Origin of the sequence: Alkalimonas mucilaginosa, from assembly GCF_036327005.1 — a bacterium.
GTDB classification, from domain to species: Bacteria; Pseudomonadota; Gammaproteobacteria; order Enterobacterales; family Alteromonadaceae; genus Alkalimonas; species Alkalimonas mucilaginosa.
This window is the reverse complement of sequence record NZ_JAUGZK010000015.1, coordinates 24,430-50,081: the sequence shown is the minus strand read 5'-3', so window position 1 is coordinate 50,081 and position 25,652 is coordinate 24,430. Positions and strand designations below refer to the sequence as shown.

The window sequence follows — 25,652 nt, the reverse complement described above, 5'->3', positions numbered from 1 at the left end:
ATGGCCCTGTCTATCAAAGCCCGGCGTTAAGACGCATCGCTCCAGCTATCGCGTAAGCCGACAGTACGGTTAAACACCAACTGCTGGGGGGTTGAATCTTGACTATCTGCGCAGTAATAACCTTCCCGCTCAAACTGATACGCTTGCCCGGCAACAGCTTGCTGCAAAGACGGCTCCACCAGCCCTTGCTTGATTAACAAAGACTCTGGATTTACGGACAGAAGGAAATCATCTTCGGCCGCCGGGTTTGGCACGCTAAAAAGGCGATCGTACACCCGAAACTCAGCAGGTTTGGCCTGGCTGGCTTCGACCCAGTGAATCACTCCCCGTACCTTACGGCCATCGGCAGGATTCTCTCCCAAAGTTTCCGGCAAATAACTACACAGCAGTTCGATTACCTTGCCATCAGCATCTTTCACCACCTCATCAGCCTGAATCACATAGGCATTGCGAAGCCGCACACAACCACCAGTGACCAATCGCTTGTATTTTTTGTTGGCTTCTTCGCGGAAATCAGCCTGATCAATATACACCACTTTGCCAAAGGGCAACTGACGCTGTCCCAAACTATCATCATTTGGATGATTGGGCACATCCAGCCACTGCAGCTCGTTATCCGGGTAATTGGTGATGGTCACTTTCAGTGGCTCCAACACCGCCATGGCGCGCGGTGCCCGCGCATTTAAATCATCGCGGATGCAGGACTCAAGTGCGCTGATCTCTATAATGTTGTCTTGTTTGGTCACACCAATGCGCTTGGCAAATTCCCGAATCGACTCTGGTGTGTAACCACGACGGCGCAAACCAGCAATAGTTGGCATCCGTGGATCATCCCAGCCCTGCACCACCTGTTTTTCTACCAGTGTTTGCAGCTTGCGCTTGCTCATCACGGTGTATTCCAGATTTAAACGGGAAAACTCAATCTGCTGTGGGTGACAGTCAATACTGATGTTGTCCAGGATCCAGTCGTACAAACGGCGGTTGTCCTGAAACTCCAGGGTACACAGCGAGTGAGTAATGCCTTCCAGTGCGTCGGAAATACAATGGGTGAAGTCGTACATCGGATAGATGCACCATTTATCCCCGGTCTGGTGGTGATGGGCAAACTTCACCCGGTAAATCACCGGATCACGCATGCAGATAAAAGGCGAGCTCATATCAATCTTAGCCCGCAGTGAGCACTCGCCCTCTTTGAAGCCACCAGCCCGCATTTTCTCAAACAAGGCCAGGTTTTCTTCCGGCGAGGTATCGCGGGTTGGACTGTGCTTGCCGGGCCTGGTCAGGCTACCGCGGTATTCACGCATATCCTCTGCATTGAGAAAGCAGACATACGCCAGGCCTTTTTGAATCAGCTCGACTGCATAACCATACAACTGTTCAAAGTAATCCGATGAATAATGGACAGGTGATTGCCACTCAAATCCCAACCACCGCACATCCTGCTGAATGGAGTGAACAAAATCGATGTTTTCTTTTTCCGGGTTGGTATCATCAAATCGCAGATTGCAACTGCCCTGATAATCCTCAGCAATGCCAAAGTTCAGGCAAATGGATTTGGCATGGCCTATGTGTAAAAAGCCGTTTGGCTCAGGCGGAAAACGGGTATGCACCGAGCTGTGCTTGCCACTGGCTAAGTCTTTATCAATAATTTGACGAATAAAATTGCTGGGGCGATGATCTACGTCCGCCATAGTTTTACACTTCCTCTGAAAATATACTGCATCGGCAGCCACTGATTGCAGGCATTATAACACCAGCTTTGCGGCTGGCTATTCTCCAGAATAAAATAACCGATATTAAAGAACAGTGGTTACAACAAGGACAAAGCTGCCCTAAAGAATGCGCAGCTCATAACCGCATTGGATGCTTGACGAAGACAGGCTCAAAAAACCCGGCTACAGAAGCTAAAGCTTGCGAGCAGCCAACCGATACACTATGGTATAGGCAGGAGTGTAAGGACAGTATTTTCACTCAAATAATGGATGATGCAGTGATATTCCACTATGTAAGCCCGCGTTTTAAAGTTGTCTTATCATCACTTGGCCTGTTTTTATTAATTACAACAGGAACTAAGGTATTCGCCGCATCACCGTCTGTTGAGCAAGCTCCCAACCTGATGCCCATCTCTGAGCAAGTCGCTGCTTTGGTGCTTGGCATTATTCGTTACAGTCGCTGGCCAGAATCTCCGCAGCAAGTGGATATTTGTGTGGTTGGGGATGTAAAACACGCTGATATCTTACTGCATGCTACGCATTATATTGGCGATGTCCCTGTAGTCAGTAAAACCGTCTCGATGGAGCAAGTACTGGCACAAACCACAAGATGCCACCTGTATTATTTAGGTGCTTTGGCAAGCGGGTTTTACAGTGACTTGTATGCTGCGGTAGGCGATTCAGCAGTAATCACCATCGAGGAAGAAAACGAGCAGTGCAGCATTGGCGGGATGTTTTGCTTTACGATCAGCGATGACAAAGCCACCTTTAAAATCAACCTTGATGCCGTATCCCGCAGTACCGTCAGGATCCACCCGAGTGTGCTGCGTTTAGGACAGCACAGGAGTGGCTTATGAAGATTGTGCGTCGAAATAAAACAGCGCCATTGCCATCGCTACAGCGCATTTACATTAAGAATACCCTGCTGGTCATGCTGATCAGCATTCTGTCGCTGGCGATCATATTTAGTAGCATCGGCATTAAGAAACTTACTGCTTTCGCGCAAATGAATTTACAGCTGGTAGCGCGTTCAACGGCTGTCACCATAGAAGCCGCCGTTTTCTTTGATGACCAGGAAGTCGTTGCCGAGCAACTGGCTCACTTACTAAGCGATGCAGATGTTGCCAAAGCGCAAATAACCTTACCTGACGGTAGCGACTACATCAGTTGGCAGCTGCAGCCTTCTGCAGCGCCTGACAGCCTGTTTGCAAAGCTCGTTAACTGGCTGCTGCAGCCTGAAAGTACAGCAATCATGATGCAGCAGGAGCCAATTGCGTTCATTACCCTGTGGCCCGAGGGCGAACGGATCAGGCTGTTTTTATCACAAGGCTTTATCAGCTTACTGATAAGCCTTGGCTTCACCTTAGTCTTACTGTTATGGAGTACCCAACATTTGCACACTTTGATGAGCAGACCGCTGTTAGAGCTGGCAAAAGTAACCTCCAAAGTAAGAACAAAACGCGACTTCAGCCAACGGGTTTCGCGCAGTGAAATTGCGGAAATTGATCAGCTTCGGATTGACTTTAACGCTTTACTGGACGAACTTAATCAATGGCAAATGACTGTAGAAGCAGCACACAGCGAACTGCAACAGCATGCGTACCAGGACCCGCTGACCGGGATCCGTAATCGCAGCTTCTTTGAAAGTGCTCTTCAGCGCGCCATAGAACGGGCAAGTCGCCAATCTGGCGAGCTCTCTATTTTGTATATTGATGGCGATGGTTTTAAAGCAGTAAATGATACTTATGGTCATGCTGCCGGCGATGAAGTGTTGAAAACCCTGGCAAACCGTATTCAACAGCACTTACGGAACACCGATTTAATAGCGCGGCTGGGCGGTGATGAGTTTTGTGTTTTGATTGATGCCGCGGAATCGCCAGAGCATATTGAGCTTCTTTGTGAAAAAATTATTGCGCAAGTCAGTCAACCTATCCAGTTGCCAGAACACGGCACCGTTCAGGTTTCTATCAGCATAGGGGTCGCTCGTTTTCCCATGCATGGTCAGGATGCAGAAACGCTTATGCATACAGCCGACACTGCCATGTACCAGGTCAAACGCAATGGCCGAAATGGCTACAACTTACCGCAGCCATAACCTGCCCACACGAACTTTACAGGAGTATGTTCATGAAAAAACTACATTCTTTTTATCTGCTTGCAATGGTGATTCTGCTGCTGGCTGGCTGTCAGACTTCCAAAGGGTTGAGCAGTCAGCAAGTGCGGGTTTTAGTGCAGGAAGGGTTCGAACCCTTTGGTGATGAGTGGGTCCTGAACCTATCGGTACTCTTGCTGTTCGGCTTTGATCAAGACCAACTCTCAGCAGAGAGCACAACGGAGATCCATCGTTTAAGTAAAACCTTGCAACAGATAGGTATTAAAAACCTGCGAATTGAAGGGCATGCCGATGCAATGGGTGACGAAGAATACAATCTGCAGCTGTCGCAACGTCGGGCTGACCGGGTCGCCGAAGTCTTTGTGCGAGCGGGTACCCCTGAGCAGTTGCTCAGTACCAAGGGGATGGGAACCGCTTTCCCTGTTGCATCCAACCAGACGGCGGAGGGGCGCGAACAAAACCGGCGTGTTTCAATTATTGTCGGGCCCGCTTTTTAGAAAAACATACTAGCCTGGCAGAACCTGCAAGTTGGCAGAGCACTTTGCTTATCTTTTTCTCTGTTCATGACAAATAAAAAACCCGCTGAAGTCAGCGGGTTTTGATGCGAAGCAGAAATAAGCTTACCAGCCAGTCAGCTCGCGCAGTGCTTTACCGATATCGGCCAAAGAACGGACGGTTTTCACACCAGCGTCTTCCAGCGCACGGAACTTGTCATCCGCAGTACCTTTACCACCAGAAATGATGGCGCCAGCATGGCCCATACGCTTACCCGGAGGAGCCGTTACACCAGCAATGTAAGATACCACAGGCTTAGTTACATGCTCTTTGATGTAAGCAGCGGCTTCTTCTTCAGCCGTACCGCCGATTTCACCGATCATCACGATGGCTTCGGTTTTCGGATCATCCTGAAACAACTTCAGAATATCAATGAAGTTAGAGCCTGGGATTGGGTCGCCACCAATACCCACACAGGTAGACTGGCCAAAACCTTCGTCAGTGGTTTGCTTAACCGCTTCATAGGTCAGAGTACCAGAGCGGGATACAATGCCCACTTTACCAGCTTTGTGGATATGGCCAGGCATGATGCCGATTTTGCACTCGTCCGGCGTGATCACGCCTGGGCAGTTTGGACCAATCATCCGCACGCCTTTACGGTCGATGTACTCTTTGGCAAACAGCATGTCGATGGTTGGGATCCCTTCAGTGATACAAACGATCAGCTCAATACCGGCATCGGCCGCTTCAATGATGGCATCTTTACAAAATGGTGCAGGTACGTAGATCACAGTCGCAGTTGCGCCGGTAGCTTCCACCGCATCGCGCACTGTGTTAAATACCGGCAGGCCCAGGTGAGTAGAACCACCTTTACCAGGACTTACACCACCAACCATCTGAGTACCGTACTCGATAGCTTGTGTGGAGTGGAAAGTCCCCTGGCTGCCAGTAAAACCCTGACAGATCACCTTGGTGTCTTTATTAATCAGAATGCTCATTAGTTGCCTCCAGCAGCTTTAACCACCGCCAGAGCGGCTTCGCTCAGCGAGTTGGCTGCAATGATGTTCAGTCCGCTCTCTTGCAGTTTTTTCGCGCCCAGTTCAGCATTGTTGCCTTCTAAACGCACCACTACAGGGACATTCACACCCACTTCTTCCACAGCACCAATGATGCCTTCAGCGATCATGTCACAGCGTACAATGCCACCAAAGATATTGACGAAAACAGCTTTCACTGCAGAGTCAGACAAAATGATTTTAAAGGCTTCGGAAACACGCTCTTTGGTCGCACCACCACCAACGTCCAGGAAGTTGGCTGGCTTACCACCGCTTAGCTTGACGATGTCCATGGTACCCATCGCAAGACCTGCACCATTCACCATACAGCCAATGTTACCTTCCAGCGCTACGTAGTTCAGTTCCCACTGGGCGGCACGGGCTTCACGCTCATCTTCTTGTGATGGATCGTGGAAATCACGCAGTTTAGGCTGACGGTACAGTGCATTGCTGTCTACCACCAGCTTCGCATCCAGACAGTGCAGGTTGCCGTTGGAGGTAATCACCAATGGGTTGACTTCGATCAGGGCGATGTCCAGATCGACAAACATCTGCGCCAGGCCCAGGTAGATTTTGGTGAACTGCTTGATTTGCTCAGGTGTCAGGCCCAGCTTAAAGCCAATTTCACGCGCCTGGAACGGCTGAGCGCCTACCAAAGGATCAACCGCTACTTTGATGATTTTCTCTGGCGTTTCTTCCGCCACTTTCTCGATATCCACACCACCTTCAGTCGATGCCATAAAGACAATACGACGGCTGGCACGGTCAACCACGGCACCCAGATACAGCTCTTTTTCGATATCGGTGCAGGACTCAACCAGGATTTTGCTGACCGGCTGGCCTTTCTCATCAGTTTGGTAGGTCACCAGGTTCTTGCCCAGCCAATGCTGCGCAAAATTACGAATTTCTTCTTTGGAAGAAACCAGTTTCACACCACCCGCTTTACCGCGGCCACCAGCGTGAACCTGTGCTTTAACGACCCAGCGATTGCCACCAATACGGTCTGCAGCTTCAGCAGCGGCTTGAGGAGTTTCCTCCGCAAAGCCTTCAGAGACTGGTAATCCGTACTCGCGGAACAGCTGTTTTGCCTGATACTCGTGCAAATTCATGGCTATTTTCCGTTATTTAAAAATGAAAGCTGGCCTACTGGCACAGCCTGACCTACAGATCGGCGCATAGTATAGCGCTTCACTGCCTGATTCGAAATGCTACAGACGTCTAACTGCGGCATTATTTCGCAACTTTTTGGCATAATCAGCCAGATCTGAAACAGCGACAACCAAACAGAAATGGCTTTTAGCAAGACAAAACGAGCAGTCACCATGGACTGCTCGTAACACGGCAAGGTCAGCAACCTTGCCGGGACCAACCACTCTGCGATTAGATATCCAGCAGAATGCGGGTTGGATCTTCCAGCAACTCTTTGATGGTTACCAGGAAACCGACCGACTCTTTGCCATCAATAATACGGTGATCGTACGACAATGCCAGATACATCATTGGCAGGATTTCAATCTTGCCGTCTACCACCATGGCGCGATCCTGGATCTTATGCATTCCAAGGATAGCAGACTGTGGTGGGTTGATGATTGGCGTCGACATCAGGGAGCCAAAAACACCACCGTTGGTGATGGTGAAATTACCACCTTGCAAATCGTCCATCGACAATTTGCCATCGCGGCCTTTGATGGCCAGATCTTTAATGGCTTTTTCAATTTCCGCCAGATTCATCTTGTCGCAGTCACGCAGTACCGGCGTCACCAAACCACGCGGTGTGGAGACCGCAATGCTGATGTCAAAGTAGTTGTGATAGACAATATCGTCACCATCAATGCAGGCATTGACTTCAGGGAAGCGCTTCAGAGCTTCAGTCACTGCTTTAACATAGAAGGACATAAAGCCTAAACGAATGCCGTGACGCTTTTCAAACACATCCTGGTACTGCTTACGCAGATCCATAATCGGCTTCATGTTCACTTCGTTGAAAGTAGTCAACATGGCAGTCGAGTTTTTCGCTTCCAGCAAACGGTTGGCAATGGTTTTACGCAGCCGCGTCATCGGTACCCGTTTTTGCGTACGATCGCCTGTTACAGCAGTTGGCGCTGCTGCTGCAGGTTTTGCTGCTTCTTTGCTGCCGGCAGAGGCCAGGTGCTTCTCTACATCTTCTTTGGTAATGCGGCCATTTTTGCCACTGCCTTTGATTTTGCTGGCATCCAGGCCTTTTTCCGCAATCAGACGACGCACAGACGGGCTCAGCGCATCATCACTGCTGTCATCGGCATCTGCTTTGCTGTCGGCTTTGTCGTCCGCTTTTGCTTCCGCTTTGCTGTCGCTCTTGGCAGGTGCAGCACCGGCTTCCAGCTTACCAATCACTTGTTCGGCCTGTACGGTCGCACCGGTATCTTCCAGAATGTCGCCCATCACGCCATCGGCCTGAGCCACCACTTCCAGTACCACTTTGTCGGTTTCAATATCGACCAGCACCTGGTCGCGGGTCACAGCTTCACCTGGCTTAACATGCCAGGTTGCGATGGTTGCATCAGCAACGGATTCAGGAAGTACAGGTACTTGAATGTCCACTTGTTCACCTTTTGCGGATTGTTCAGATTGAGAGGGTTCTGCAGCATCGTCATTTGGGCTGGATGCAGCAGAGGATTTGGTATTGCCAGCAGCTTTGCTACCAGCACTCAGGGTTGCAAGCACTTGCTCGGCGGTTACCGTGTCGCCTTCCTGATGCTTAATGGAATCGATCACGCCATCATCCGGCGCAGCCACTTCCAGCACCACTTTATCGGTTTCGATATCCACCACGATTTGATCACGGCTCACGGAATCGCCCTCTGCCACATGCCACTTGGCAACAGTGGCATCAGCAACAGACTCCGGCAATACAGGTACTTTAATATCTGTCATTGTTTTTCCTCGTGATTCAGTGTCAATGCGTCGTTAATCAGCGCCTGCTGCTGCTTGTTATGCACCGACAAATAGCCAACAGCTGGCGACGAAGAAGCTTCACGGCCGGCATAAGTCAGATAGCCAGCTTTGCCAATGGCTGCACGGAAATGATGCTGGCTGCAGTACCAGGCGCCCTGGTTTTGCGGCTCTTCCTGACACCAGACATAATCGGTGACATGGCTGTACTGCGACAGGATTTGTTCCATTTCTTCATGTGGGAATGGATACAACTGTTCCACCCGGACAATGGCAATATCGGTAATTTCGCGCTTACGACGTTCTTCCAGCAGCTCGAAATACACCTTACCACTGCAGAATACCACCCGCTTCACATCGGCTGGTTTGATGTCATCAATCTCACCAATCACATTCAGGTAGCGGCCAGATGCCAGCTCTTCAAGTGTAGAAGTAGCTAGCGGATGCCGCAGTAAGGATTTAGGTGACATCACAATCAGTGGACGACGCATAGGCCGAACCTGCTGGCGGCGCAACATATTAAAGACCTGCGCCGGTGTAGTCGGGATACAAATTTGCATGTTGTGATCAGCACACAACTGCAGGAAACGCTCCAGACGCGCTGAAGAGTGTTCCGGGCCCTGCCCTTCATAACCATGTGGCAACAACAGGGTTAAGCCACAAAGCCGGCCCCATTTTTGCTCACCAGAACTGAGGAACTGATCAATCACCACCTGGGCACCGTTGGCAAAGTCACCAAACTGACCTTCCCAGATCACCAAAGCCCGCGGCTCAGCGGTGGCGTAGCCATACTCAAACGCCAAGACGGCCTCTTCCGATAAGGCAGAATCGTACACCTGGAACGGGCCTTGCTCGTCAGAAATATGCTCCAGCGGCACATAGGTGCTGCCATCGGTCTGATTGTGCAATACCGCATGGCGATGGAAGAAGGTGCCACGGCCAGAGTCCTGGCCTACAATACGAATGCGGCTGCCTTCATTCACCACAGAGGCATAGGCCAGAATTTCAGCAAAGCCCCAGTCGATCTTCTTCTCGCCCTGCAGCATCTTAGCACGATCTTCATAGACCCGGCCCACCTGACGCTGCAGCGCATGGCTGGCAGGTACATCAATGGCTTTCTCGCCTAAAGCAACCAGAGCTTCGACGCTCATACTGGCATCGTAATCAGAATCCCAATCATGATTCAGGAAAGGAGTCCAATCCACCGAGCTGGTGTGATCCATCTGACGCCACTCATCCACCACGCAGTCGCCTTTATCCAGCGCATCACGGTAATTGGCCATCATGGCTTTGACATCATCGTCGCTGAGCAAGCCTTGCTTGGTTAGTTTTTCAGCATAAAGCTCACGCGGCGTTGGGTGCTTCTTAATCTTTTGGTACATCAGCGGCTGGGTTGCGTTCGGCTCATCCGCTTCGTTGTGACCATTACGGCGGTAACAGACCAGGTCAATCACCACGTCACGCTTAAAGGTATTGCGGTAATCCACCGCCAATTGTGCCACCAGCACCACGGCTTCCGGATCATCGCCGTTCACGTGGAAAATCGGTGCCTGTACCATCTTGGCAATATCGGTACAGTATTCGGTAGAGCGGGTATCTTCGCGCTTTGAGGTAGTAAAACCAACCTGGTTATTAATCACAATGCGAACGGTACCGCCCACTTTAAAGGCACGGGTTTGTGAAATATTGAAGGTTTCTGCCACCACACCCTGACCGGCAAAGGCTGAGTCACCATGGATGGTAATTGGCAAGGCCAAAGAGCCGTCGCTGCAACCACGACGGTCCAAGCGGGCACGAACGGAGCCCATCACCACAGGGTTCACAATCTCCAGATGCGACGGGTTAAAGGCCAATGCCAAATGCACATTACCACCTTTGGTGGCAAAATCGGATGAGAAGCCCATATGGTACTTCACATCGCCGGCACCCACTACGGTGTACTTGCCGGCAAACTCATCGAACAAATCCGACGGGTTTTTGCCCAAGACATTGATCAGAGTATTCAGACGGCCACGGTGCGCCATACCAATCACACAATCTTTCGCGCCCTGCTCACCAGCACGATGGATCATGGTTTTCAGCATCGGGATCATGGCATCGCCACCCTCCAGACCAAACCGCTTGGCTCCCGGGAACTTAGAACCCAGGTATTTTTCCAGGCCATCGGCAGCAATCAGATCTTTTAAAATCCGGCTTTTGCTGTCTTTATCGAAATCAGGGGTGGAATGAATACTTTCCAGGCGCTGTTGGATCCAGCGTTTTTCATCAGTAGACACGATGTGCATGTACTCGGCACCAATGGAGCCGCAGTAGGTTTTCTCCAGGGCCTTGTGCAAATCGCCCAATTTCATCGTTTCCGGGCCGCCGGCGAATGATCCAACATGGAACTCAGTATCGTAATCAGCTTCAGACAGTTCGTGATGCGACAACTCGAGATCGCGAACCCGTGGCTGCTTCCATAGATCCAAAGGATCCAACCGGGCATGCTGATGCCCACGGAAACGATAGGAATTGATCAATTGCAATACTTTAACCTGACGCAAATCGGCCGATTGACTGCCCGGCACCGTGACCACTTCACGATGTTTATTGCGTGCAAGCTCAGCAAACTGCTGTCGGATATCCGAGTGCCGCACTTCCAGATCAACACCATCAAGCTTTGGCAACTGAGCGAAAAACTCACGCCACTCGTCCCCTACACTGGTAGGTTCCGCCAAGTAGGATTCATAGAGCTCATCCACATAGGCCATGTTGCCACCGCCCAGATGAGACGACTCTAACCACGCCTTCATCACACCTTCGTGCATTTAGTTTCCCTTATTTCTGCGCACCTGGAAAAACCGCAAAAAAATAACAGTATAGTCTAAGTTACTGTTATTTTTATGCTTGCATCAGTTACTTGCTCAAAAGGGGCGCTTTACAGCGCCCGGCTCAACAACATGGATTTAATCTGACCAATAGCCTTGGTCGGATTCAGCCCCTTAGGACAAACATTGACACAATTCATAATACCATGGCAACGGAATACGCTGAAAGCATCATCCAGGTCGTTCAAACGCTGTTCGGTCGCGGTATCACGGCTGTCCGCCAGGAAGCGGTAGGCATGCAACAAGCCCGCCGGGCCAATGAACTTATCCGGGTTCCACCAAAATGATGGGCACGAGGTCGAACAACACGCACACAAGATACACTCGTACAAACCATCCAGCTTAGCGCGCTCTTCCGGCGACTGCAAAAATTCACCGGCAGGTGGCAGCTTGCTGTCGTTAATCAGATAAGGCTTCACTTTCTCGTACTGGGTATAGAACTGGCTCATATCCACCACCAGATCGCGCACCACCGGCAAGCCGGGTAAAGGACGGATGACTATCTTGCCGCCTTTTAAACCAACCGCAGACAAAGGCGTAATACAAGCCAGACCATTTTTACCATTCATGTTCAAACCGTCGGAGCCACAAACCCCTTCACGGCACGAGCGACGGAACGACAAAGTTGGGTCCTGCTCTTTTAGCTTTAACAGCGCATCCAGCACCATCATGTCCCGGCCTTCCGGGTTGTCCAGCGTGTAATCCTGCATGCGCGGCGCATTGTCGACATCAGGGTTGTAACGATAGACGGAGAATACTAACTTCTTCATCGCATTGCCCTCTTAGTAAGTACGCGCTTTGGGTGGGAAAGCTTCACGGAACTTCGGCTCCAGATTGACTTGCCGCTTAAACATCGACTCAGTCTCCGGGCTGTACACACTGTGACACAACCAGTTTTCATCGTCGCGATCCGGGAAGTCAAAGCGCGCATGAGCACCACGGCTCTCGGTACGGAAGTTTGCTGCAACAGCGGTAGAGTATGCCGTTTCCATCAGGTTATCCAGCTCCAGACATTCAATACGCTGAGTATTGAAGTCCGAGCTCTTATCATCCAAACGGGCGAACTTTAAGCGCTCACGGATGGTTTTCAGCTCTTGCAAACCTTCTGCCATAGCTTCGCCTTCACGGAATACCGAGAAGTTCAGCTGCATGCAGTTCTGCAGGTCTTTCTTAATTTGCACCGGGTCTTCACCCTGGCCTGGCTTGCTGTCTTCCCAGCGACGGGTCCGTGCCAGGGCAGCATCCAAATCCGACTCGGAAGCGGCACGACCTTCAGAGGTAGCAGCCAGTGCTTCACCCAGGTGCAGACCAGTCGCACGGCCAAACACCACCAGATCCAGCAGCGAGTTGCCGCCGAGACGGTTGGCGCCATGTACCGAGACACAAGCAATTTCACCACAGGCAAACAAGCCCGGCACAATGGCGTCATGACCATCAGCCGTTGGCTTAATAACCTGGCCATTCACGTTGGTTGGAATACCACCCATCATGTAGTGGCAGGTTGGGATCACCGGGATCGGTTCTTTCACCGGATCAACGTGGGCAAAAGTCCGCGACAGCTCACAAATACCAGGCAGGCGGCTTTCCAGCACCTCTTCGCCTAAGTGATCCAGCTTCAGTTTAATGTGCACGCCCCAAGGGCCATCGCAACCGCGACCTTCACGAATTTCAGTCATCATCGAGCGGGCAACCACATCACGGCCTGCCAGATCTTTAGCATTCGGCGCGTAACGCTCCATAAAGCGCTCACCATCTTTATTCAGCAGGTAACCACCTTCACCACGACACCCTTCAGTGACTAGCGTACCAGCACCGGCAATACCGGTTGGGTGGAACTGCCACATTTCCATATCCTGCAGTGGCACACCAGCACGCAGTGCCATCCCTACGCCATCACCAGTATTGATGTGCGCATTGGTGGTCGATGCATAAATACGGCCGGCACCACCGGTCGCCAGCACAGTAGCACGGGCTTTAAAGTAAACGATTTCGCCGGTTTCGATATCAATGGCGGTACAACCCACCACAGCACCATCCTGATTTTTCACCAGGTCCAGCGCATACCACTCACTGAACACCTGAGTGCGGTTTTTGACGTTTTGCTGGTACAGCAAATGCAACAAGGCATGGCCGGTGCGGTCAGCTGCTGCAGCAGTACGAGCGGCCTGCTCGCCACCGAAGTTCTTCGACTGGCCGCCAAAAGGACGCTGATAGACCCGGCCGTTTTCAAAACGGGAGAATGGCAGGCCCATGTTCTCTAATTCGGTAATGGCCTCAGGGCCAGTTTTACACATATACTCGATCGCGTCCTGATCACCGATGTAATCGGAGCCTTTGACGGTATCGAACATGTGCCATTCCCAGTTATCCGGGTGGGAGTTGCCTAACGCAACGGTAATACCACCCTGGGCAGATACTGTGTGCGAGCGGGTTGGAAAAACTTTCGATAGCAAGGCACAGGTTAAACCGGACTGGGTAATCTGTAAGGCGGCACGCATACCAGCACCACCAGCGCCAATGACAATGGCATCAAACTCACGAACTGGAATACTCATTACTCTGCTCCCACAACTTTAAGGCCCCACAACACAAAGAGACCGACAGCAACATAGCTAAATGCCATTACACTCACGATAAACTGCACCAGAGCACGCAACTGAGCATTTTTGATGTAGTCAGTGACCACCTGCCACAAGCCGATGCGGGCATGAATGGCAACTGAGATCAGCGCAAGAAGCGTAAAGACTTTCATCCAAAGCTGAGCAAACAGGTTGTTCCACACTTCGTAGGTAACTTCTGGCGTGACCAAAAAGAAACCCAGAATAAAAAGGACGTACAAACCGAGCACAGTCGCGGTCGCACGAATAGACACATAATCCTGCACGCCATCACGTTTCAGGGATGCTTGATTCAGAACCATAACCAACCTCCGGCCAGAACAGCTAATACAATCCACAGGCCAATGGCCACACGCGCACTGGTGTTGCCAGAAGACAACTCTTCCCAGTAGCCTAAATCCATTACCATATGACGAATACCACCAATCAGGTGATACAGCAGCACCGTGATGGTGCCCCAGGCCAGGAATTTAGCGAAGTGAGAGGTCAACACAGATTTCACCAGCTCAAAGCCTTCCGCAGAAGACAACGAGACGGCCCAGGCCCATACAACCAGAATCAGGGCAATAAACATTGCCACGCCGGTGATACGATGCAGGATAGAGGCTTTGCCAGAGGCAGGAAGTGAAATTGTGGTCAGGTCGAGGTTTACAGGTCTTTGCTTTTTCACAGTTTCTTGTCCATCGACGCCCGTACACGAGCTTTAGTTGTGATTATTGAAGAACTGAATAATCAGTCATCACCCTCAGCATATACTGCAGGAAACCCAAGCTGGTTCAGCTGAAATTACTGAGGATGGTGAACTGTTTCAGCACCGGCAATAGTATATATTTCATGCCTGGTTATTACAATTTTTGTTTGGTTTAACAGGAAAAAATCCTGTGCCGGCACGGTGCCATAAACCGCTTGGCACTGCAATACGACCAGAGTCGTATACTTATTGCACAAAAACGCATTAAAATTGACTTTTGGGGTGGATTTGCAGTTAGAATAGCTGCAGCATCCCTCTTCTGATACTTAATCAATTAATAGGAGAAATCCAATGGCAGATAAGAAAGCCGTCGTGCAGATCGATGAGACATCGTTCGAGTTGCCTATCTATTCAGGTACGGCTGGCACCGACGTAATTGACGTTCGCGCCTTGGGTCAGCATGGGTACTTCACCTTTGATCCTGGTTTTATGTCGACCGGATCCTGTGAATCAAAAATTACCTATATTGACGGTGACAAAGGCGTGCTGCTGCATCGGGGTTACCCTATTGAACAATTGGCGGAACAATCCAATTATCTGGAATTGTGTTATCTGCTGCTGGAAGGTGAATTACCGAATCAAGCGCAGTACGACCAGTTCGAAAACACCATTACACGCCATACCATGGTGCACGAAAAAATCGCCTCGTTCTTCCAGGGCTTTCGGGTAGATGCCCACCCCATGGCTATGCTCTGTGGTGTGGTTGGTGCTTTGTCGTCTTTTTACCACTCAGACCTTGATATCAATGACCCAGAGCAGCGTAAACGCAGCGCTCACCGCTTGATTGCCAAGTTACCGACCATCTCGGCCATGGCCTACAAATACACCGTCGGTCAACCTTTTGTATATCCACGCAACGAACTGAGCTACGCCGAAAACTTCCTGCATATGATGTTCTCAGTGCCAGCAGAAGACTATAAAGTGAGCCCGGTACTGGCTAAAGCCATGGACCGCATCTTTATGTTGCACGCCGACCATGAACAAAATGCATCCACTTCCACAGTACGTCTGGCTGGTTCCTCAGGTGCCAACCCATACGCCTGTATCGCCGCGGGTGTTGCCTCGTTGTGGGGCCCGGCCCATGGTGGTGCCAACGAAGCCTGTCTGAAGATGCTGCAGGAGATCGGCTCGGTTGAGCGCATTCCTGAATTCGTCGCGCGCGCCAAAGACAAAAACGACGCCTTCCGTCTGATGGGCTTTGGTCACCGTGTGTACAAAAACTTTGACCCACGCGCCAAAGTGATGCGGGAAACCTGTCATGAAGTATTGAAAGAACTGAACATCAAGGATCCGCTGCTGGATGTGGCAATGGAGCTGGAACGCATCGCGCTGGAAGATCCGTACTTCATCGAGAAAAAGCTGTACCCGAACGTCGATTTCTACAGCGGTATTATCTTAAAAGCCATCGGCATTCCAACCAGCATGTTCACTGTCATCTTCGCTATGTCGCGCACTGTAGGCTGGATCTCACACTGGGATGAGATGCTAAGCGAGAAAGGCCATAAAATCGGCCGTCCTCGCCAGCTGTATACCGGCTACACCAGCCGTGATTTAAAAAGCATCAATCAGCGTTAAGCGCTTCGCTTACACTAGTTGCAAAGCGACCTTCGGGTCGCTTTTTACTTTCCACACGCATTATCATAGACTGTTGCCCTGTTAAGACAGCACACCGGAGTAGCTATGTCCTTTCATCTTGCCAGCACCCTTGAAACTACCACCACAGCCTTGCAGCATGTCCAGCAGCAACTGCCGGAGCTGGCGCAGCAAGGACATTGGCAGGAGCGCTACCGGCAACTGATGCAACTGGCAAAACAACTCCCATCCATCCCTGAAGAGCATCGCCCTGCCAGTGCGATAATTTCTGGCTGCGAAAGCCGGGCCTGGCTGCTGCACTATCACGATGGTGCCAGCGACAAACACTTCTTTATTTTTGAGTCGGATGCACGTATTGTTAAAGCTTTGCTTGCTGTTTTATTGTGCCAAATCAATGGCATGTCTACAGCTGAGCTCAAAGAAACCAAGTTGGAGCACTGCCTGCAACGCCTGCACCTGACACAACATCTTAGTCAGTCCAGAGCCAAGGGTCTGACAGCTGTTATTCAAAGGTTAAAAAAAATACAGTCAAGTTAAAGTTCAGCTTGCATTCAGCTTTTTTGCTATAATCTGCCGATGATAGATTCCATTCGGAGCATGCTGCATGTCCTCTCAACCCCCCTCACACTCTCAGCAACCTCTGCTGCAACCACTGCGCCAGCAGATTGCAGAACAATCCGCCCGCACCTTTAGCTGCCAGTTCGAAGGCCAGACCGTCTGGGTGAAACGAGCGGAATACCATGCATCCCCACGTTGGCGCTGGCTAGCGTCTTGCATCGCCCGAATCAGCAATAACCCACTCTACATTCCTACCCAGGCTCCGGCCGGAGTTGTCGCTATTCAAGAGGAAGCCAAACGGCTGCAACATCTCAGTGATTTAGGTGTCCCTGTGCCGAAATTAATCGCCGCCGAAGCAGATTGGATTGCACTGGCAGATGCCGGGCCCTCGTTAAAACAGTGGTTATTAAGCCCTGATTGCAGCGAGCAGGAAAAATCCACGATTTTACTGGCTGCAGCGAAAGCTCTGGCGGATTTGCATCAGGCAGGCCGTTGGCATGGCCGCCCTGCACTGCGCGATATGGCCTGGGATGGTGAGCGTATTTGCTTTTTAGATTTTGAAGAAGATCCGGCTAAAGTACTAACCAATGAGCAATGCCAAATTCGCGATGTGCTGGTTTTTATTCATGGTTTGTACCGTTATCTGCCAGCAGATAGCGGCTTAATTACTCAGGCCATTCTGTGCTACAAAACCCATGCACCACAGCATATCTGGCAGCAGAGCGTGCAGCTGGTTGATCGGATGTGGGTCCTGTATCGATTGGTGCATCTGCTATCGCCAATAGCAGGGAAAGATGTGCGCCAGGCTTATTTCATGCTTCGTTATCTGCGCAGCCCTGAGGCGCGTCGACGCAGCCGGCTTCGCTGGTTGCTGCTTACAACCTTAGGGCTATGCTTTACTCTGGCCAATCACATTGATTAGTTTTGTGATTCGTTCTGTGCCTTTTTCGCCAGCTTTTGCAGCAGTCGTGCCACCGCGGCCATACCAAAGCTGGCAGTTACCACAGTAGCAGCTCCAAAGCCACCGCTGCAATCCAACCGCATAGGGCCAGCCGTTGTTTGTTTTTGCTGACAGACGGTGCCATCAGGCTGTGGGTATTTCAGCTGCTCGGTCGAATACACGCAATCAATGCCATAGCGGCGCTTGGGGTTACGGCTGTATTGGTAATCCCGGCGCAAGGTATTGCGCACTTTGGCCAACAAGGGATCGTTGGTCGTTTGCGTCAAATCAGCCACCTGAATTTGCGTTGGATCAAGCTGGCCGCCAGCTCCACCGGTACAAATCACTGGGATTTTCTGCCGCTTACAATGCGCCAGCAACGCCACTTTAGCTGCCACCGAGTCGATGGCATCTACCACATAATCCATATCCGGAGTGATAAGCTCGAACAGATTGTCTTTACTGATAAAATCTGAGACCTCATTGACCAGACAACCAGGCCAGATAGCCCGCAGACGTTCCGCCATCACTGCAACTTTATCACGCCCTATGGTGTCACAGGTCGTATGCAATTGCCGGTTGGTATTGCTTACGCAAATGTCATCCAGGTCAATCAGAGTAATACGACCCACGCCAGAGCGTACCAGAGCTTCTGCGGCCCAACTCCCAACACCACCAATACCAATCACACAAACATGCGCCTGTTGAAAATGCGCCAGGGCCTTCACGCCGTACAGGCGCGCTATGCCTGCAAAACGCTGCTCATCCCGGATCTGTCTAGCTGTCGTTTCAGCCGGAAGCTTATTTGCCACCTGAATCACTCACTCTTGTTGTTGGTTGTTGGAAAGATGGCCAACTCAATTGCCAGGGAGTTAGCCAGGGTAACGTCTGCCGGGCAAAAGCATCTCCCTGTTGCGGTGTACAGAGTAACTCGATGCGTTGACCTTGCCAGTCGAAACAGAGCGCATAAGCATGCAGATAGCCCCGATCAGCCGGGCTGCCGCCATAGAGCTCATCACCAAGAATAGGACTGCCCAGGCTCTTCAGGGCCACCCGTATCTGGTGCGTCTTGCCAGTCCAGGGTTTCAGCAGAAAGAGCCGGCTACCAGTCGCGGCTGCTCCCTGACTGATAAAATAGGTCACAGCTGGCTGCTGCTGGCTGGCCAGTAGCTTCCAGGCACCTCGCCGGGCTTTCACCATATCGCCTTTCACCCAGCCTTGCTTGCGCTTTGGCTTACGATCGCTCAGTGCCAGATAGTACTTTTCCATCTGCTGTAGCCGGAATTTAGCGGCAAGCTCAGCAGCCGCCGAAGATGATTTAGCCAGCAACAAGATACCGGATGTCATTTTATCCAATCGATGCACCGGGTACAGTTTCAGACCAAGCTGCTGCTCAGCCTGCACCACCAGGCCCGCTCCCGACTCAGAATGAAAACTGATCCCGGCCGGCTTATGCAGCGCCAGCCAGTCCGGGTGGTCTTTTAACAAGGTTAGAATAATTCAATCTCTCTGCTGCTGAGCCAACGACTGGCAAAAAGCCCGTGCGGCCGCCAGATCATCGGGAGTATCCACACCATGGGGTGGATACTCCAGCGCCAGTGCCACATGGATTTTTTCACCATACCAAAGCACCCGTAACTGCTCCAGTGACTCAAGCTGCTCCAATACCGAAGCCGGCCAATTGATATAGCGGCGGATAAAGCCTGCACGGTATGCATAAATGCCAATATGCCGGCGATAATGCAATGCCAGTTGACTGCTAAACTGGGCGTCCCGGTCAAAAGGGATACAAGCCCGGCTAAAATACAACGCATAGCCTTGCTGATCACAGACCACTTTTACAGTATTCGGGTTTGCCAGCTCAGCCTGATCTTCAATAGCAACCGCCAAAGTTGCCATTTCAGCCAGTTGTTGGTTTACCAGGTTAGTCGCCACCTGATGAATGATCCGGGCAGGAATAAAAGGTTCATCCCCTTGCACATTGACCACCACAGCATCGTCAGCTAACGCAAGTTGTTGAACGACTTCGGCCAGCCGCTCAGTGCCAGAGCTATGGTCAGCTTGCGTCATGCAGACATCGCCACCAAAAGACTGCACCGCTGCAAAGACCCGCTGATCATCGGTAGCAACGACCACCCGGCTGGCCCCACTGGCCAGTGCCTGCCGATAGACACGCTCAATCATGCTCATGCCAGCGATGTCTGCCAAAGGCTTCCCTGGCAAACGGCTACTGGCATAGCGGGCAGGTATTACGACGATGAAGTCCATGCTTCCAGTTCCTCTGCGGTCAACTGACGGGCTTCTGTCTCCAGCATCACCGGCACCTGGTCGTGTACAGGAAATGCCAGCTTATCAAAGGTACAAATTAATTCCGCTTGCTTCGCACTGTATTTCAACTTTCCTTTACACAGCGGGCAAGCCAGAATTTCTGTTAAAGCAACGGGTAAGCTCATATCAGCTCCGTAATGCCGCCAACAGGGCGGACAGTTTCTGTACAACCTCAGGCTCAGGTACCGCTGCAACCTGCAACTGATACCAGCCAGCCCGGGCAAATGGGCGGCATTTTACCGCATCTTTTTCTGTCATGAGAAGCGGAACCGGCAGGGATGCCAATTCCGCCGCACTGTATGCATGATGGTCCGGGAAAAAAAAGCACTGCAACACCTGATAACCTGCGTCCCTGGCCGTCCGCTCAAAACGGCGCGGGTTGCCAATCGCAGCCAATAAATGCACCGCATCGGCGGTCAGTGGTTGTTGATCCAATAACGCTGTAGCAGCAGTCACCTGCAACTGCATCTGGCCCGTTGCCAGGGCATGCGATCCGCTATTGGCAATCACCAAATCGACCCCCTGCAACCTGCTAACCGGCTCACGCAATGGACCGGCTGGTAACAGCAACTGGTTACCAAGCCCTCGCTGGCCGTCGATCAAAACGATTTCAACAGCGCGCTGCATGCGGTAATGCTGCAAGCCATCATCACTGATAATAATATCGCAGTCCTGCTGCTCCAGCAGAAAGTGACCGGCAGCGACACGATCCGGACAAACCACCACCGGGCAACCTGAGCGTTGCGCCAACAGCAGCGGTTCGTCACCCACCTCGTTGGCATTCGCATCTGGTGTCACTTGTGTTGGGTATCGGATCTTTGCGCCATAGCCGCGGCTGATAATGCCTGGTTTATACCCTTGTTGCTGCAACCAGTGGCACAGCCACAGGGTAAAAGGGGTTTTACCAGTCCCCCCGACACTGATGTTGCCCACCACAATCACAGGAACAGGCAAGGCCTCACTGGCAAGCCAGCCTTGTCGGTAAGCAAAGCGCCTTAACGCCGTCACACCAGCAAAGAGCCAGCTTAGCGGCCACAGCAGCCAACACCACCAGGCAGACCGATACCAGCCGCGCTCCAGCCAGCTCATGCCGGTTTGGAACCAAATTGCATCTTGTACAGCTGGGCATAGGCTCCATCCTTGGCCAGCAGACTGGCGTGATTGCCCCGCTCAATAATTTGGCCTTGATCCATCACCAGAATTTGATCGGCATTTTCAATGGTGGATAAGCGGTGCGCAATCACAATGTTGGTACGCCCTTTGAGCAGCTCATCCAGTGCCGCCTGAATTTTTCGTTCCGACTCAGTATCGAGCGCCGAGGTAGCCTCATCCAGGATTAAGATGGGCGCCTGACGCAGCAAAGCACGGGCAATCGCTATTCGCTGACGTTGGCCACCACTGAGTGAAACACCATTTTCCCCAATGATGGTATTAAGCCCATCTTTCATCTGGCTGGAAAACTCCAGCACATGCGCTTTTTCTGCCACATCCAATAGCCGCTCTTCACTGACCGGCTGCTCCAGACCATACATAATGTTGTTGGCAATGCTGTCGTTAAACAAAGTCACGTGCTGAGAAACAATGGCCATTTGTTCACGCAGCGAACTTAAAGTGCAACTTTTAACGGAGATATCATCCAGCAGGATGCGGCCTTTCTCGATTTCATAAAAACGCGGCAGCAAACTGGAAATGGTGGTTTTACCACTACCGGAGCGTCCAACCAGGGCTACGGTCTGGCCTGGCATGACTTCAAAGGTAATATCTTTCAGCACTTGCTTTTCTTCATGCCCCGGGTAACTGAAATCAACATGATCAAAGCGGATATGCCCGGATATTCTTCCCAGCTCTCGACTGCCGGTGTCCTGCTCGGGTATTTGATCCAGGATCCGGAACACGCTATTGGCCGCTGCCAGACCACGCTGGAAATCACCATTGACCGTGGTCAATTGTTTCAAAGGCCTTAGTAACATCACCATGGCCGATACAATCAGCGTAAACTTACCGGCGGTCAAGCTTTCCAGCATCGCCGGCTGACTGGCCAGAAAAAGAACAAATGCCAGTGCAAAAGAGGCAATCAATTGCACCACCCCGGTGCTCATGGCTTTGGCCGACTCCAGCTTCACATCCTGCTGACGGGTTACATTATTAACCCTGGAAAAGCGTTCTTTCTCAATGGCCTGGCCACCGAAAGATAAAATAACTTTATGGCCATTCAACATCTGTTCCGAGCAGGTCGTCACCTGGCCCATCGCTGTTTGAATACGATTGCTGATTTTACGGAATCGTTTGGATACAAAGCCCACGATAATCGCAATGATAGGCGCTATTAACAGGAAAATCAGCGACAACTGCCAGCTATGCCAAAACATCAGGCCAATTAAGCCAAACACAAAGGCCCCTTCCCGGATCAGCACAATAAGCGCCTTGGAAGTCGCCTGTTTCAGTTGCTCGGTATCGTAAGTAATTTTGGAAATCATATCGCCGGTAGAGTGTTTATCATGGAACGACACCGGCAAGCGCATCAGATGCTCAAACAGTTGCTGCCGCATATCTTTGACAATATTGGCTCCAACCCAGCTCAGGCAGTAGGTGGCAATAAAATGCGACGCACCACGAAATAAAAACATCACGATTATAAACAGCGGAGCATATTTCAGAAAATCAGCATCTTTCCCTTCAATGCCATCATCAATAAAAGGCTGCAGCATGGAAATAAAGCCAACATCCACCAGGGCGTAACCCACCATCCCGAGCATAGCCAGGACAAAGCCAATACGATACGGCTTTAAATAACCCAACAGTCGTTGGGATGTTTTGTTCGAAATATCACTGATATGCAAATTCATAATCCTGATTGTATCGTTGCTGACATTCTAACGTCTCTGCGATGGAGGCACAGCAGTTAGTTGCATAGAATCCAGCCAAAATGGTAGCCGGGTGGCTCGTTTGCTATATATTTGCACAGAATCAGGGGCAATGGCTATCTGAATCGTGCCAAGCTGTGCCGTGCTTAGGAGTGGGATCTCCAGCGCATCCAGCCGCAACTGGACTGCTGCTGCAGGAGCAGGCACACGACCACGCTGGCCATGGCTGCTCAATGCCAGCCGGGGTTGCAGCTGCATCAAAAAGTCCAGGCCGCTGGCAGTATCCCGCCCCTGCCCGGACAATAACAGCATATCTACCGTTAACTCTGGATACTGCCGCAACAAACGCTGCTCATCCGCTAGCCGCATAGCGCCGGGCAACAGAATGCGCCATCCTTCCACCTCAAGTAAGATCACACAGGACGGAGCCTGCTCACCAGCATGCAGAGTGCTGTCCTGCAGAACCACCAGCTCTGCAGTATAAAACTGCATAGGCAACTGGGCGCAACCTTTCGAATGATGTGCCGTAGGCACATCGGTATAGACTTGCAGCCTGGGATAATGCTCCCGCAGCACTGGCCAGTGCCCAAGCGATCCCGCCTGCTGCTGACTTAACACCAAGTAATGCAGCTGCTTGATACCAATGCTCTGCAAATAAGGTAAAATCAACCGTTCGGTGGCACTGCTATCGCCCCAGCCAGGTCCGGCATCATACAGCAAGGCATGCTGCTGATACTGCAGCACAATAGCCTGACCTGCCCCCACATCCAGCAGATGCAAGCGCCAGCCCTGCGGCTGTTGTACGGCAGCAAAGAACGGAATAAAAGCCAACACCACCAGCAAGGCGATAGCGACACGGCGAACCAGTAACAGCATCAACAGGCTCATCGCCGCCGCCAGCAACAACCAAAACGGCATCTCAGGCCGTTGCCACCAAAACCAGGATTGATCAGCGGCCCACTCCAGCCACCAGAGCAAAGGCAGAAACAACTTATCCATCCAGGGCCACAGCCCTGCGGCCCATTCCGGCTGCATACTCTGCAATAAAGCAGTCATCAGCAATGCCGGGATGGCCACCAAAGAACACCAGGGCACAAACAACAGATTTGATATCAGTGCAAACAGCGAGAAGCCGCCAAAAAACAGCAATGTGACGGGTATCATGCAAAAGGTCATAAATACATGGAAGCCCAGGAGTTGCTTCAGACGCACCCAGCTCCCTGAGCCAGCCGGGGCAAAACACCATAGATAGATAAAAATGAATCCAACGGCCACTACCGACAACCAGAAGCTCTGGCTTAAAGCCCACATCGGCTGCCACAAGAGCAACAGAGCAACCAATAGCAGCCAAAAGCGATGATAGGTCAATCGTTGCCAGTACCAGTTGTACAACACCAACAACGTCAGTGCCAGTAAGGCCCGCACCGTTGGGATCGCAAAACCAGCCAACCAGGCATAAACCAAAGCGGCCATCAAAGCGAGTAGCAGTCGCACTCGTTGTTGCCAAATAGGATCCAGCCCAATCCAGCGCAAGGGCAGTAACAGCCAATAGCACCAGCCAAACACCAGGCCAATATGAAGCCCGGAAATTGCCATTAAATGGCCCAGGGAGGCATGCTGCAGTCCTTGCCACAAGTTCTGTGAAAAAGAACGCTCACCAAAGGTAAGCGCCAGCAACAGGGCCTGGCTATCGAGTGACCTGGTTGCTTGCCAAAACTGTGCGTACAGTCGCTGACGCAGGGCAATGCGATTCCCAAGTAACATGGCTGGCTGCTCTGTGCGGACACTGGCCCGGGCTAACTGCTGGCGGATCAAAGCCTGACGCTGTGCTGAGTAGCCTGCCCGGCTGGCCTCATCCCGGATTGCACTGAGCTGAACAGGTAATTGCCATACCTGACCGGCAGCCAGCTGCTCTGGCGCATTGTACCAGCGCACCTGAACCCGATAGCCAGCAGCCGGCCCCTGCAGCAACACCAGCTCAAACTGAGCAGAAGTATCAAAATAGCGTGGTATAGTTGCAATCCGTCCTTCTACTTGGGTGGCAGCGGTCTGTAATAACTGTAAAGACGCCTGCTGATGGTGCCAGACCGTCCAGTGCCAACTGAGCAGATACAAAGCCGCACCAAGGCAAAACCAACAGCGCTGCCAGCCGAAAAATGCTACACTGAGCAACAGAAGCAAAAATACAAAAAAAGGTGGCACTGCCGGTAAAAATAGCGACAATAGGCAACCAAACAGTATTCCCAACCCCAGAGCCATCATGTTTACTTTGAGTAAATGAGTTGTAATGCCAAAGAAGACTATTCGAAAATACCTGCCAAATCCAGAGGTAATTCGTCAAAGTAAGGCGCTGCAAATTTTCGGCACCTTGTTGCACGATGCCAATCTTTGGCATTTAAATCGCCGCTCAGCCCGCGGAGCCATTGCTATTGGCCTGTTCTGGGCCTGGATGCCTATGCCGTTCCAGATGGTCGCTTCAGCCGCAGTTGCTATACCGCTGCGGGTTAATTTACCGCTGGCAGTGGGTTGTGTCTGGTTATCGAATCCGCTGACCATGCCGGTGATGTTTTACCTTTGCTACCTGGTGGGCAGTGCCGTGCTGGCAGCACCGCTGGAACCTTTTGCCTTTGAGGCCAGTATCGAATGGCTGGCTAGCAGCATGGCAACTATCGGAAAACCATTTCTATTGGGATGTTTGCTGATGGGGACTACCGCCAGCATTGTTGGCTACTTCTTAATTGACTGGCTCTGGGTACTCTCGATCCGGCGGGCACAACGTGACCGCCGTAATGGAAATGGGAATAACACCAAGTAGTTGAGCAGCGAC

Annotated in this window: 23 protein-coding genes; 7 read left to right on the top strand and 16 right to left on the bottom strand. The window is 51.5% G+C overall.

Annotation, left to right across the window (positions count from 1 at the left end; all coding sequences use genetic code 11):
• Nucleotides 1-26: 26 nt before the first annotated feature.
• Nucleotides 27-1,691, bottom strand: coding sequence for a glutamine--tRNA ligase (glnS, locus tag QWF21_RS15705; protein WP_330088995.1), 1,665 nt, complete (start codon nt 1,689-1,691; stop codon nt 27-29).
• Between the two features lie 68 nt (nt 1,692-1,759).
• Between glnS and QWF21_RS15700 the strand changes: the two genes are divergently transcribed.
• Genes QWF21_RS15700 through QWF21_RS15690 form a run of 3 tightly spaced genes read left to right on the top strand, consistent with a single transcriptional unit; the run spans nt 1,760 to nt 4,322 of the window.
• A complete protein-coding gene (locus tag QWF21_RS15700; protein WP_330088994.1) occupies nt 1,760-2,569 on the top strand; it encodes a YfiR family protein in 810 nt (269 codons plus the stop codon).
• Nucleotides 2,566-3,807 (top strand): diguanylate cyclase domain-containing protein, encoded by a 1,242-nt coding sequence (locus QWF21_RS15695; RefSeq protein ID WP_330088993.1) that lies wholly within the window; start codon nt 2,566-2,568, stop codon nt 3,805-3,807. Before QWF21_RS15700 ends, QWF21_RS15695 begins: the two co-directional genes overlap by 4 nt.
• Before the next feature lie 32 nt (nt 3,808-3,839).
• Nucleotides 3,840-4,322, top strand: coding sequence for an OmpA family protein (locus QWF21_RS15690; RefSeq protein ID WP_330088992.1), 483 nt, complete (start codon nt 3,840-3,842; stop codon nt 4,320-4,322).
• Nucleotides 4,323-4,445: 123 nt separating this feature from the next.
• Here QWF21_RS15690 and sucD read toward each other — a convergent pair whose 3' ends face one another.
• From sucD to sdhC, 8 genes are all read right to left on the bottom strand, one after another.
• A complete protein-coding gene (gene sucD / locus QWF21_RS15685; RefSeq protein WP_330088991.1) occupies nt 4,446-5,318 on the bottom strand; it encodes a succinate--CoA ligase subunit alpha in 873 nt (290 codons plus the stop codon).
• A complete protein-coding gene (gene sucC / locus QWF21_RS15680) occupies nt 5,318-6,484 on the bottom strand; it encodes an ADP-forming succinate--CoA ligase subunit beta (protein WP_330088990.1) in 1,167 nt (388 codons plus the stop codon). The genes sucD and sucC overlap by 1 nt, the downstream gene beginning before the upstream one ends.
• 271 nt (nt 6,485-6,755) lie before the next feature.
• Entirely contained in the window at nt 6,756-8,288 is a 1,533-nt protein-coding gene (gene odhB / locus QWF21_RS15675) for a 2-oxoglutarate dehydrogenase complex dihydrolipoyllysine-residue succinyltransferase (protein WP_330088989.1), read from the bottom strand.
• Nucleotides 8,285-11,113 carry a 2-oxoglutarate dehydrogenase E1 component gene (locus tag QWF21_RS15670; protein WP_330088988.1) on the bottom strand — a complete coding sequence of 943 codons (2,829 nt, stop codon included), beginning with the start codon at nt 11,111-11,113 and terminating at the stop codon, nt 8,285-8,287. Before QWF21_RS15670 ends, odhB begins: the two co-directional genes overlap by 4 nt.
• 110 nt (nt 11,114-11,223) lie before the next feature.
• On the bottom strand, nt 11,224-11,943 hold the full coding sequence (locus QWF21_RS15665; RefSeq protein ID WP_330088987.1) for a succinate dehydrogenase iron-sulfur subunit: 720 nt from the start codon (nt 11,941-11,943) through the stop codon (nt 11,224-11,226).
• A gap of 12 nt (nt 11,944-11,955) precedes the next feature.
• Nucleotides 11,956-13,728 (bottom strand): succinate dehydrogenase flavoprotein subunit, encoded by a 1,773-nt coding sequence (sdhA, locus tag QWF21_RS15660; RefSeq protein ID WP_330088986.1) that lies wholly within the window; start codon nt 13,726-13,728, stop codon nt 11,956-11,958.
• A complete protein-coding gene (sdhD, locus tag QWF21_RS15655) occupies nt 13,728-14,093 on the bottom strand; it encodes a succinate dehydrogenase, hydrophobic membrane anchor protein (protein WP_330088985.1) in 366 nt (121 codons plus the stop codon). Before sdhD ends, sdhA begins: the two co-directional genes overlap by 1 nt.
• On the bottom strand, nt 14,084-14,461 hold the full coding sequence (gene sdhC, locus QWF21_RS15650; protein ID WP_330088984.1) for a succinate dehydrogenase, cytochrome b556 subunit: 378 nt from the start codon (nt 14,459-14,461) through the stop codon (nt 14,084-14,086). Before sdhC ends, sdhD begins: the two co-directional genes overlap by 10 nt.
• 372 nt (nt 14,462-14,833) lie before the next feature.
• Between sdhC and gltA the strand changes: the two genes are divergently transcribed.
• The 3 genes from gltA (at nt 14,834) to QWF21_RS15635 (ending at nt 17,615) form a co-directional block, all read left to right on the top strand.
• A complete protein-coding gene (gene gltA, locus QWF21_RS15645; protein WP_330088983.1) occupies nt 14,834-16,117 on the top strand; it encodes a citrate synthase in 1,284 nt (427 codons plus the stop codon).
• A gap of 105 nt (nt 16,118-16,222) precedes the next feature.
• On the top strand, nt 16,223-16,672 hold the full coding sequence (locus QWF21_RS15640) for a SufE family protein (protein WP_330088982.1): 450 nt from the start codon (nt 16,223-16,225) through the stop codon (nt 16,670-16,672).
• 67 nt (nt 16,673-16,739) lie between these two features.
• Nucleotides 16,740-17,615: a lipopolysaccharide kinase InaA family protein gene (locus QWF21_RS15635; protein ID WP_330088981.1), complete on the top strand. Its 876-nt coding sequence runs from the start codon at nt 16,740-16,742 to the stop codon at nt 17,613-17,615.
• Here QWF21_RS15635 and tcdA read toward each other — a convergent pair.
• Genes tcdA through QWF21_RS15600 form a run of 7 tightly spaced genes read right to left on the bottom strand, consistent with a single transcriptional unit; the run spans nt 17,612 to nt 25,048 of the window.
• On the bottom strand, nt 17,612-18,445 hold the full coding sequence (gene tcdA / locus QWF21_RS15630; RefSeq protein ID WP_407935306.1) for a tRNA cyclic N6-threonylcarbamoyladenosine(37) synthase TcdA: 834 nt from the start codon (nt 18,443-18,445) through the stop codon (nt 17,612-17,614). The two genes, QWF21_RS15635 and tcdA, sit on opposite strands and share 4 nt — an antisense overlap.
• On the bottom strand, nt 18,435-19,130 hold the full coding sequence (locus tag QWF21_RS15625; protein ID WP_407935307.1) for a TIGR01621 family pseudouridine synthase: 696 nt from the start codon (nt 19,128-19,130) through the stop codon (nt 18,435-18,437). The genes tcdA and QWF21_RS15625 overlap by 11 nt, the downstream gene beginning before the upstream one ends.
• A 3-nt stretch (nt 19,131-19,133) precedes the next feature.
• Nucleotides 19,134-19,901 (bottom strand): 3-deoxy-manno-octulosonate cytidylyltransferase, encoded by a 768-nt coding sequence (gene kdsB, locus QWF21_RS15620; RefSeq protein WP_330088979.1) that lies wholly within the window; start codon nt 19,899-19,901, stop codon nt 19,134-19,136.
• Nucleotides 19,883-20,086: a Trm112 family protein gene (locus tag QWF21_RS15615; protein ID WP_330088978.1), complete on the bottom strand. Its 204-nt coding sequence runs from the start codon at nt 20,084-20,086 to the stop codon at nt 19,883-19,885. The genes kdsB and QWF21_RS15615 overlap by 19 nt, the downstream gene beginning before the upstream one ends.
• A 1-nt stretch (nt 20,087) precedes the next feature.
• Nucleotides 20,088-21,050 carry a tetraacyldisaccharide 4'-kinase gene (lpxK, locus tag QWF21_RS15610; RefSeq protein WP_330088977.1) on the bottom strand — a complete coding sequence of 321 codons (963 nt, stop codon included), beginning with the start codon at nt 21,048-21,050 and terminating at the stop codon, nt 20,088-20,090.
• Entirely contained in the window at nt 21,047-22,807 is a 1,761-nt protein-coding gene (gene msbA / locus QWF21_RS15605) for a lipid A export permease/ATP-binding protein MsbA (protein ID WP_330088976.1), read from the bottom strand. Before msbA ends, lpxK begins: the two co-directional genes overlap by 4 nt.
• Before the next feature lie 27 nt (nt 22,808-22,834).
• Complete coding sequence (locus tag QWF21_RS15600) at nt 22,835-25,048, bottom strand: DNA internalization-related competence protein ComEC/Rec2 (protein ID WP_330088975.1); 2,214 nt, start codon at nt 25,046-25,048, stop codon at nt 22,835-22,837.
• A 64-nt stretch (nt 25,049-25,112) separates the two neighbouring features.
• On the opposite strand from QWF21_RS15600, the gene QWF21_RS15595 reads away from it, so the two are divergent.
• Nucleotides 25,113-25,640, top strand: a complete 528-nt coding sequence (locus QWF21_RS15595) for a DUF2062 domain-containing protein (RefSeq protein ID WP_330088974.1) — start codon at nt 25,113-25,115, stop codon at nt 25,638-25,640.
• The last annotated feature ends 12 nt before the right edge of the window (nt 25,641-25,652 follow it).

Bases quoted from the DNA above. Each gene is read 5' to 3' on its own strand.
- QWF21_RS15695 (WP_330088993.1), top strand. From the start codon at position 2,566: ATGAAGATTGTGCGTCGAAATAAAACAGCGCCATTGCCATCGCTACAG.
- gltA (WP_330088983.1), top strand. From the start codon at position 14,834: ATGGCAGATAAGAAAGCCGTCGTGCAGATCGATGAGACATCGTTCGAG.
- QWF21_RS15670 (WP_330088988.1), bottom strand. From the start codon at position 11,113: ATGCACGAAGGTGTGATGAAGGCGTGGTTAGAGTCGTCTCATCTGGGC.
- msbA (WP_330088976.1), bottom strand. From the start codon at position 22,807: ATGAATTTGCATATCAGTGATATTTCGAACAAAACATCCCAACGACTG.
- lpxK (WP_330088977.1), bottom strand. From the start codon at position 21,050: ATGAGCTGGCTGGAGCGCGGCTGGTATCGGTCTGCCTGGTGGTGTTGG.
- kdsB (WP_330088979.1), bottom strand. From the start codon at position 19,901: ATGGACTTCATCGTCGTAATACCTGCCCGCTATGCCAGTAGCCGTTTG.
- sdhA (WP_330088986.1), bottom strand. From the start codon at position 13,728: ATGAGTATTCCAGTTCGTGAGTTTGATGCCATTGTCATTGGCGCTGGT.
- QWF21_RS15640 (WP_330088982.1), top strand. From the start codon at position 16,223: ATGTCCTTTCATCTTGCCAGCACCCTTGAAACTACCACCACAGCCTTG.
- sdhD (WP_330088985.1), bottom strand. From the start codon at position 14,093: ATGGTTCTGAATCAAGCATCCCTGAAACGTGATGGCGTGCAGGATTAT.
- QWF21_RS15615 (WP_330088978.1), bottom strand. From the start codon at position 20,086: ATGAGCTTACCCGTTGCTTTAACAGAAATTCTGGCTTGCCCGCTGTGT.
- sucC (WP_330088990.1), bottom strand. From the start codon at position 6,484: ATGAATTTGCACGAGTATCAGGCAAAACAGCTGTTCCGCGAGTACGGA.
- QWF21_RS15635 (WP_330088981.1), top strand. From the start codon at position 16,740: ATGTCCTCTCAACCCCCCTCACACTCTCAGCAACCTCTGCTGCAACCA.
- odhB (WP_330088989.1), bottom strand. From the start codon at position 8,288: ATGACAGATATTAAAGTACCTGTATTGCCGGAGTCTGTTGCTGATGCC.
- QWF21_RS15595 (WP_330088974.1), top strand. From the start codon at position 25,113: ATGCCAAAGAAGACTATTCGAAAATACCTGCCAAATCCAGAGGTAATT.
- QWF21_RS15665 (WP_330088987.1), bottom strand. From the start codon at position 11,943: ATGAAGAAGTTAGTATTCTCCGTCTATCGTTACAACCCTGATGTCGAC.
- glnS (WP_330088995.1), bottom strand. From the start codon at position 1,691: ATGGCGGACGTAGATCATCGCCCCAGCAATTTTATTCGTCAAATTATT.
- QWF21_RS15690 (WP_330088992.1), top strand. From the start codon at position 3,840: ATGAAAAAACTACATTCTTTTTATCTGCTTGCAATGGTGATTCTGCTG.
- sucD (WP_330088991.1), bottom strand. From the start codon at position 5,318: ATGAGCATTCTGATTAATAAAGACACCAAGGTGATCTGTCAGGGTTTT.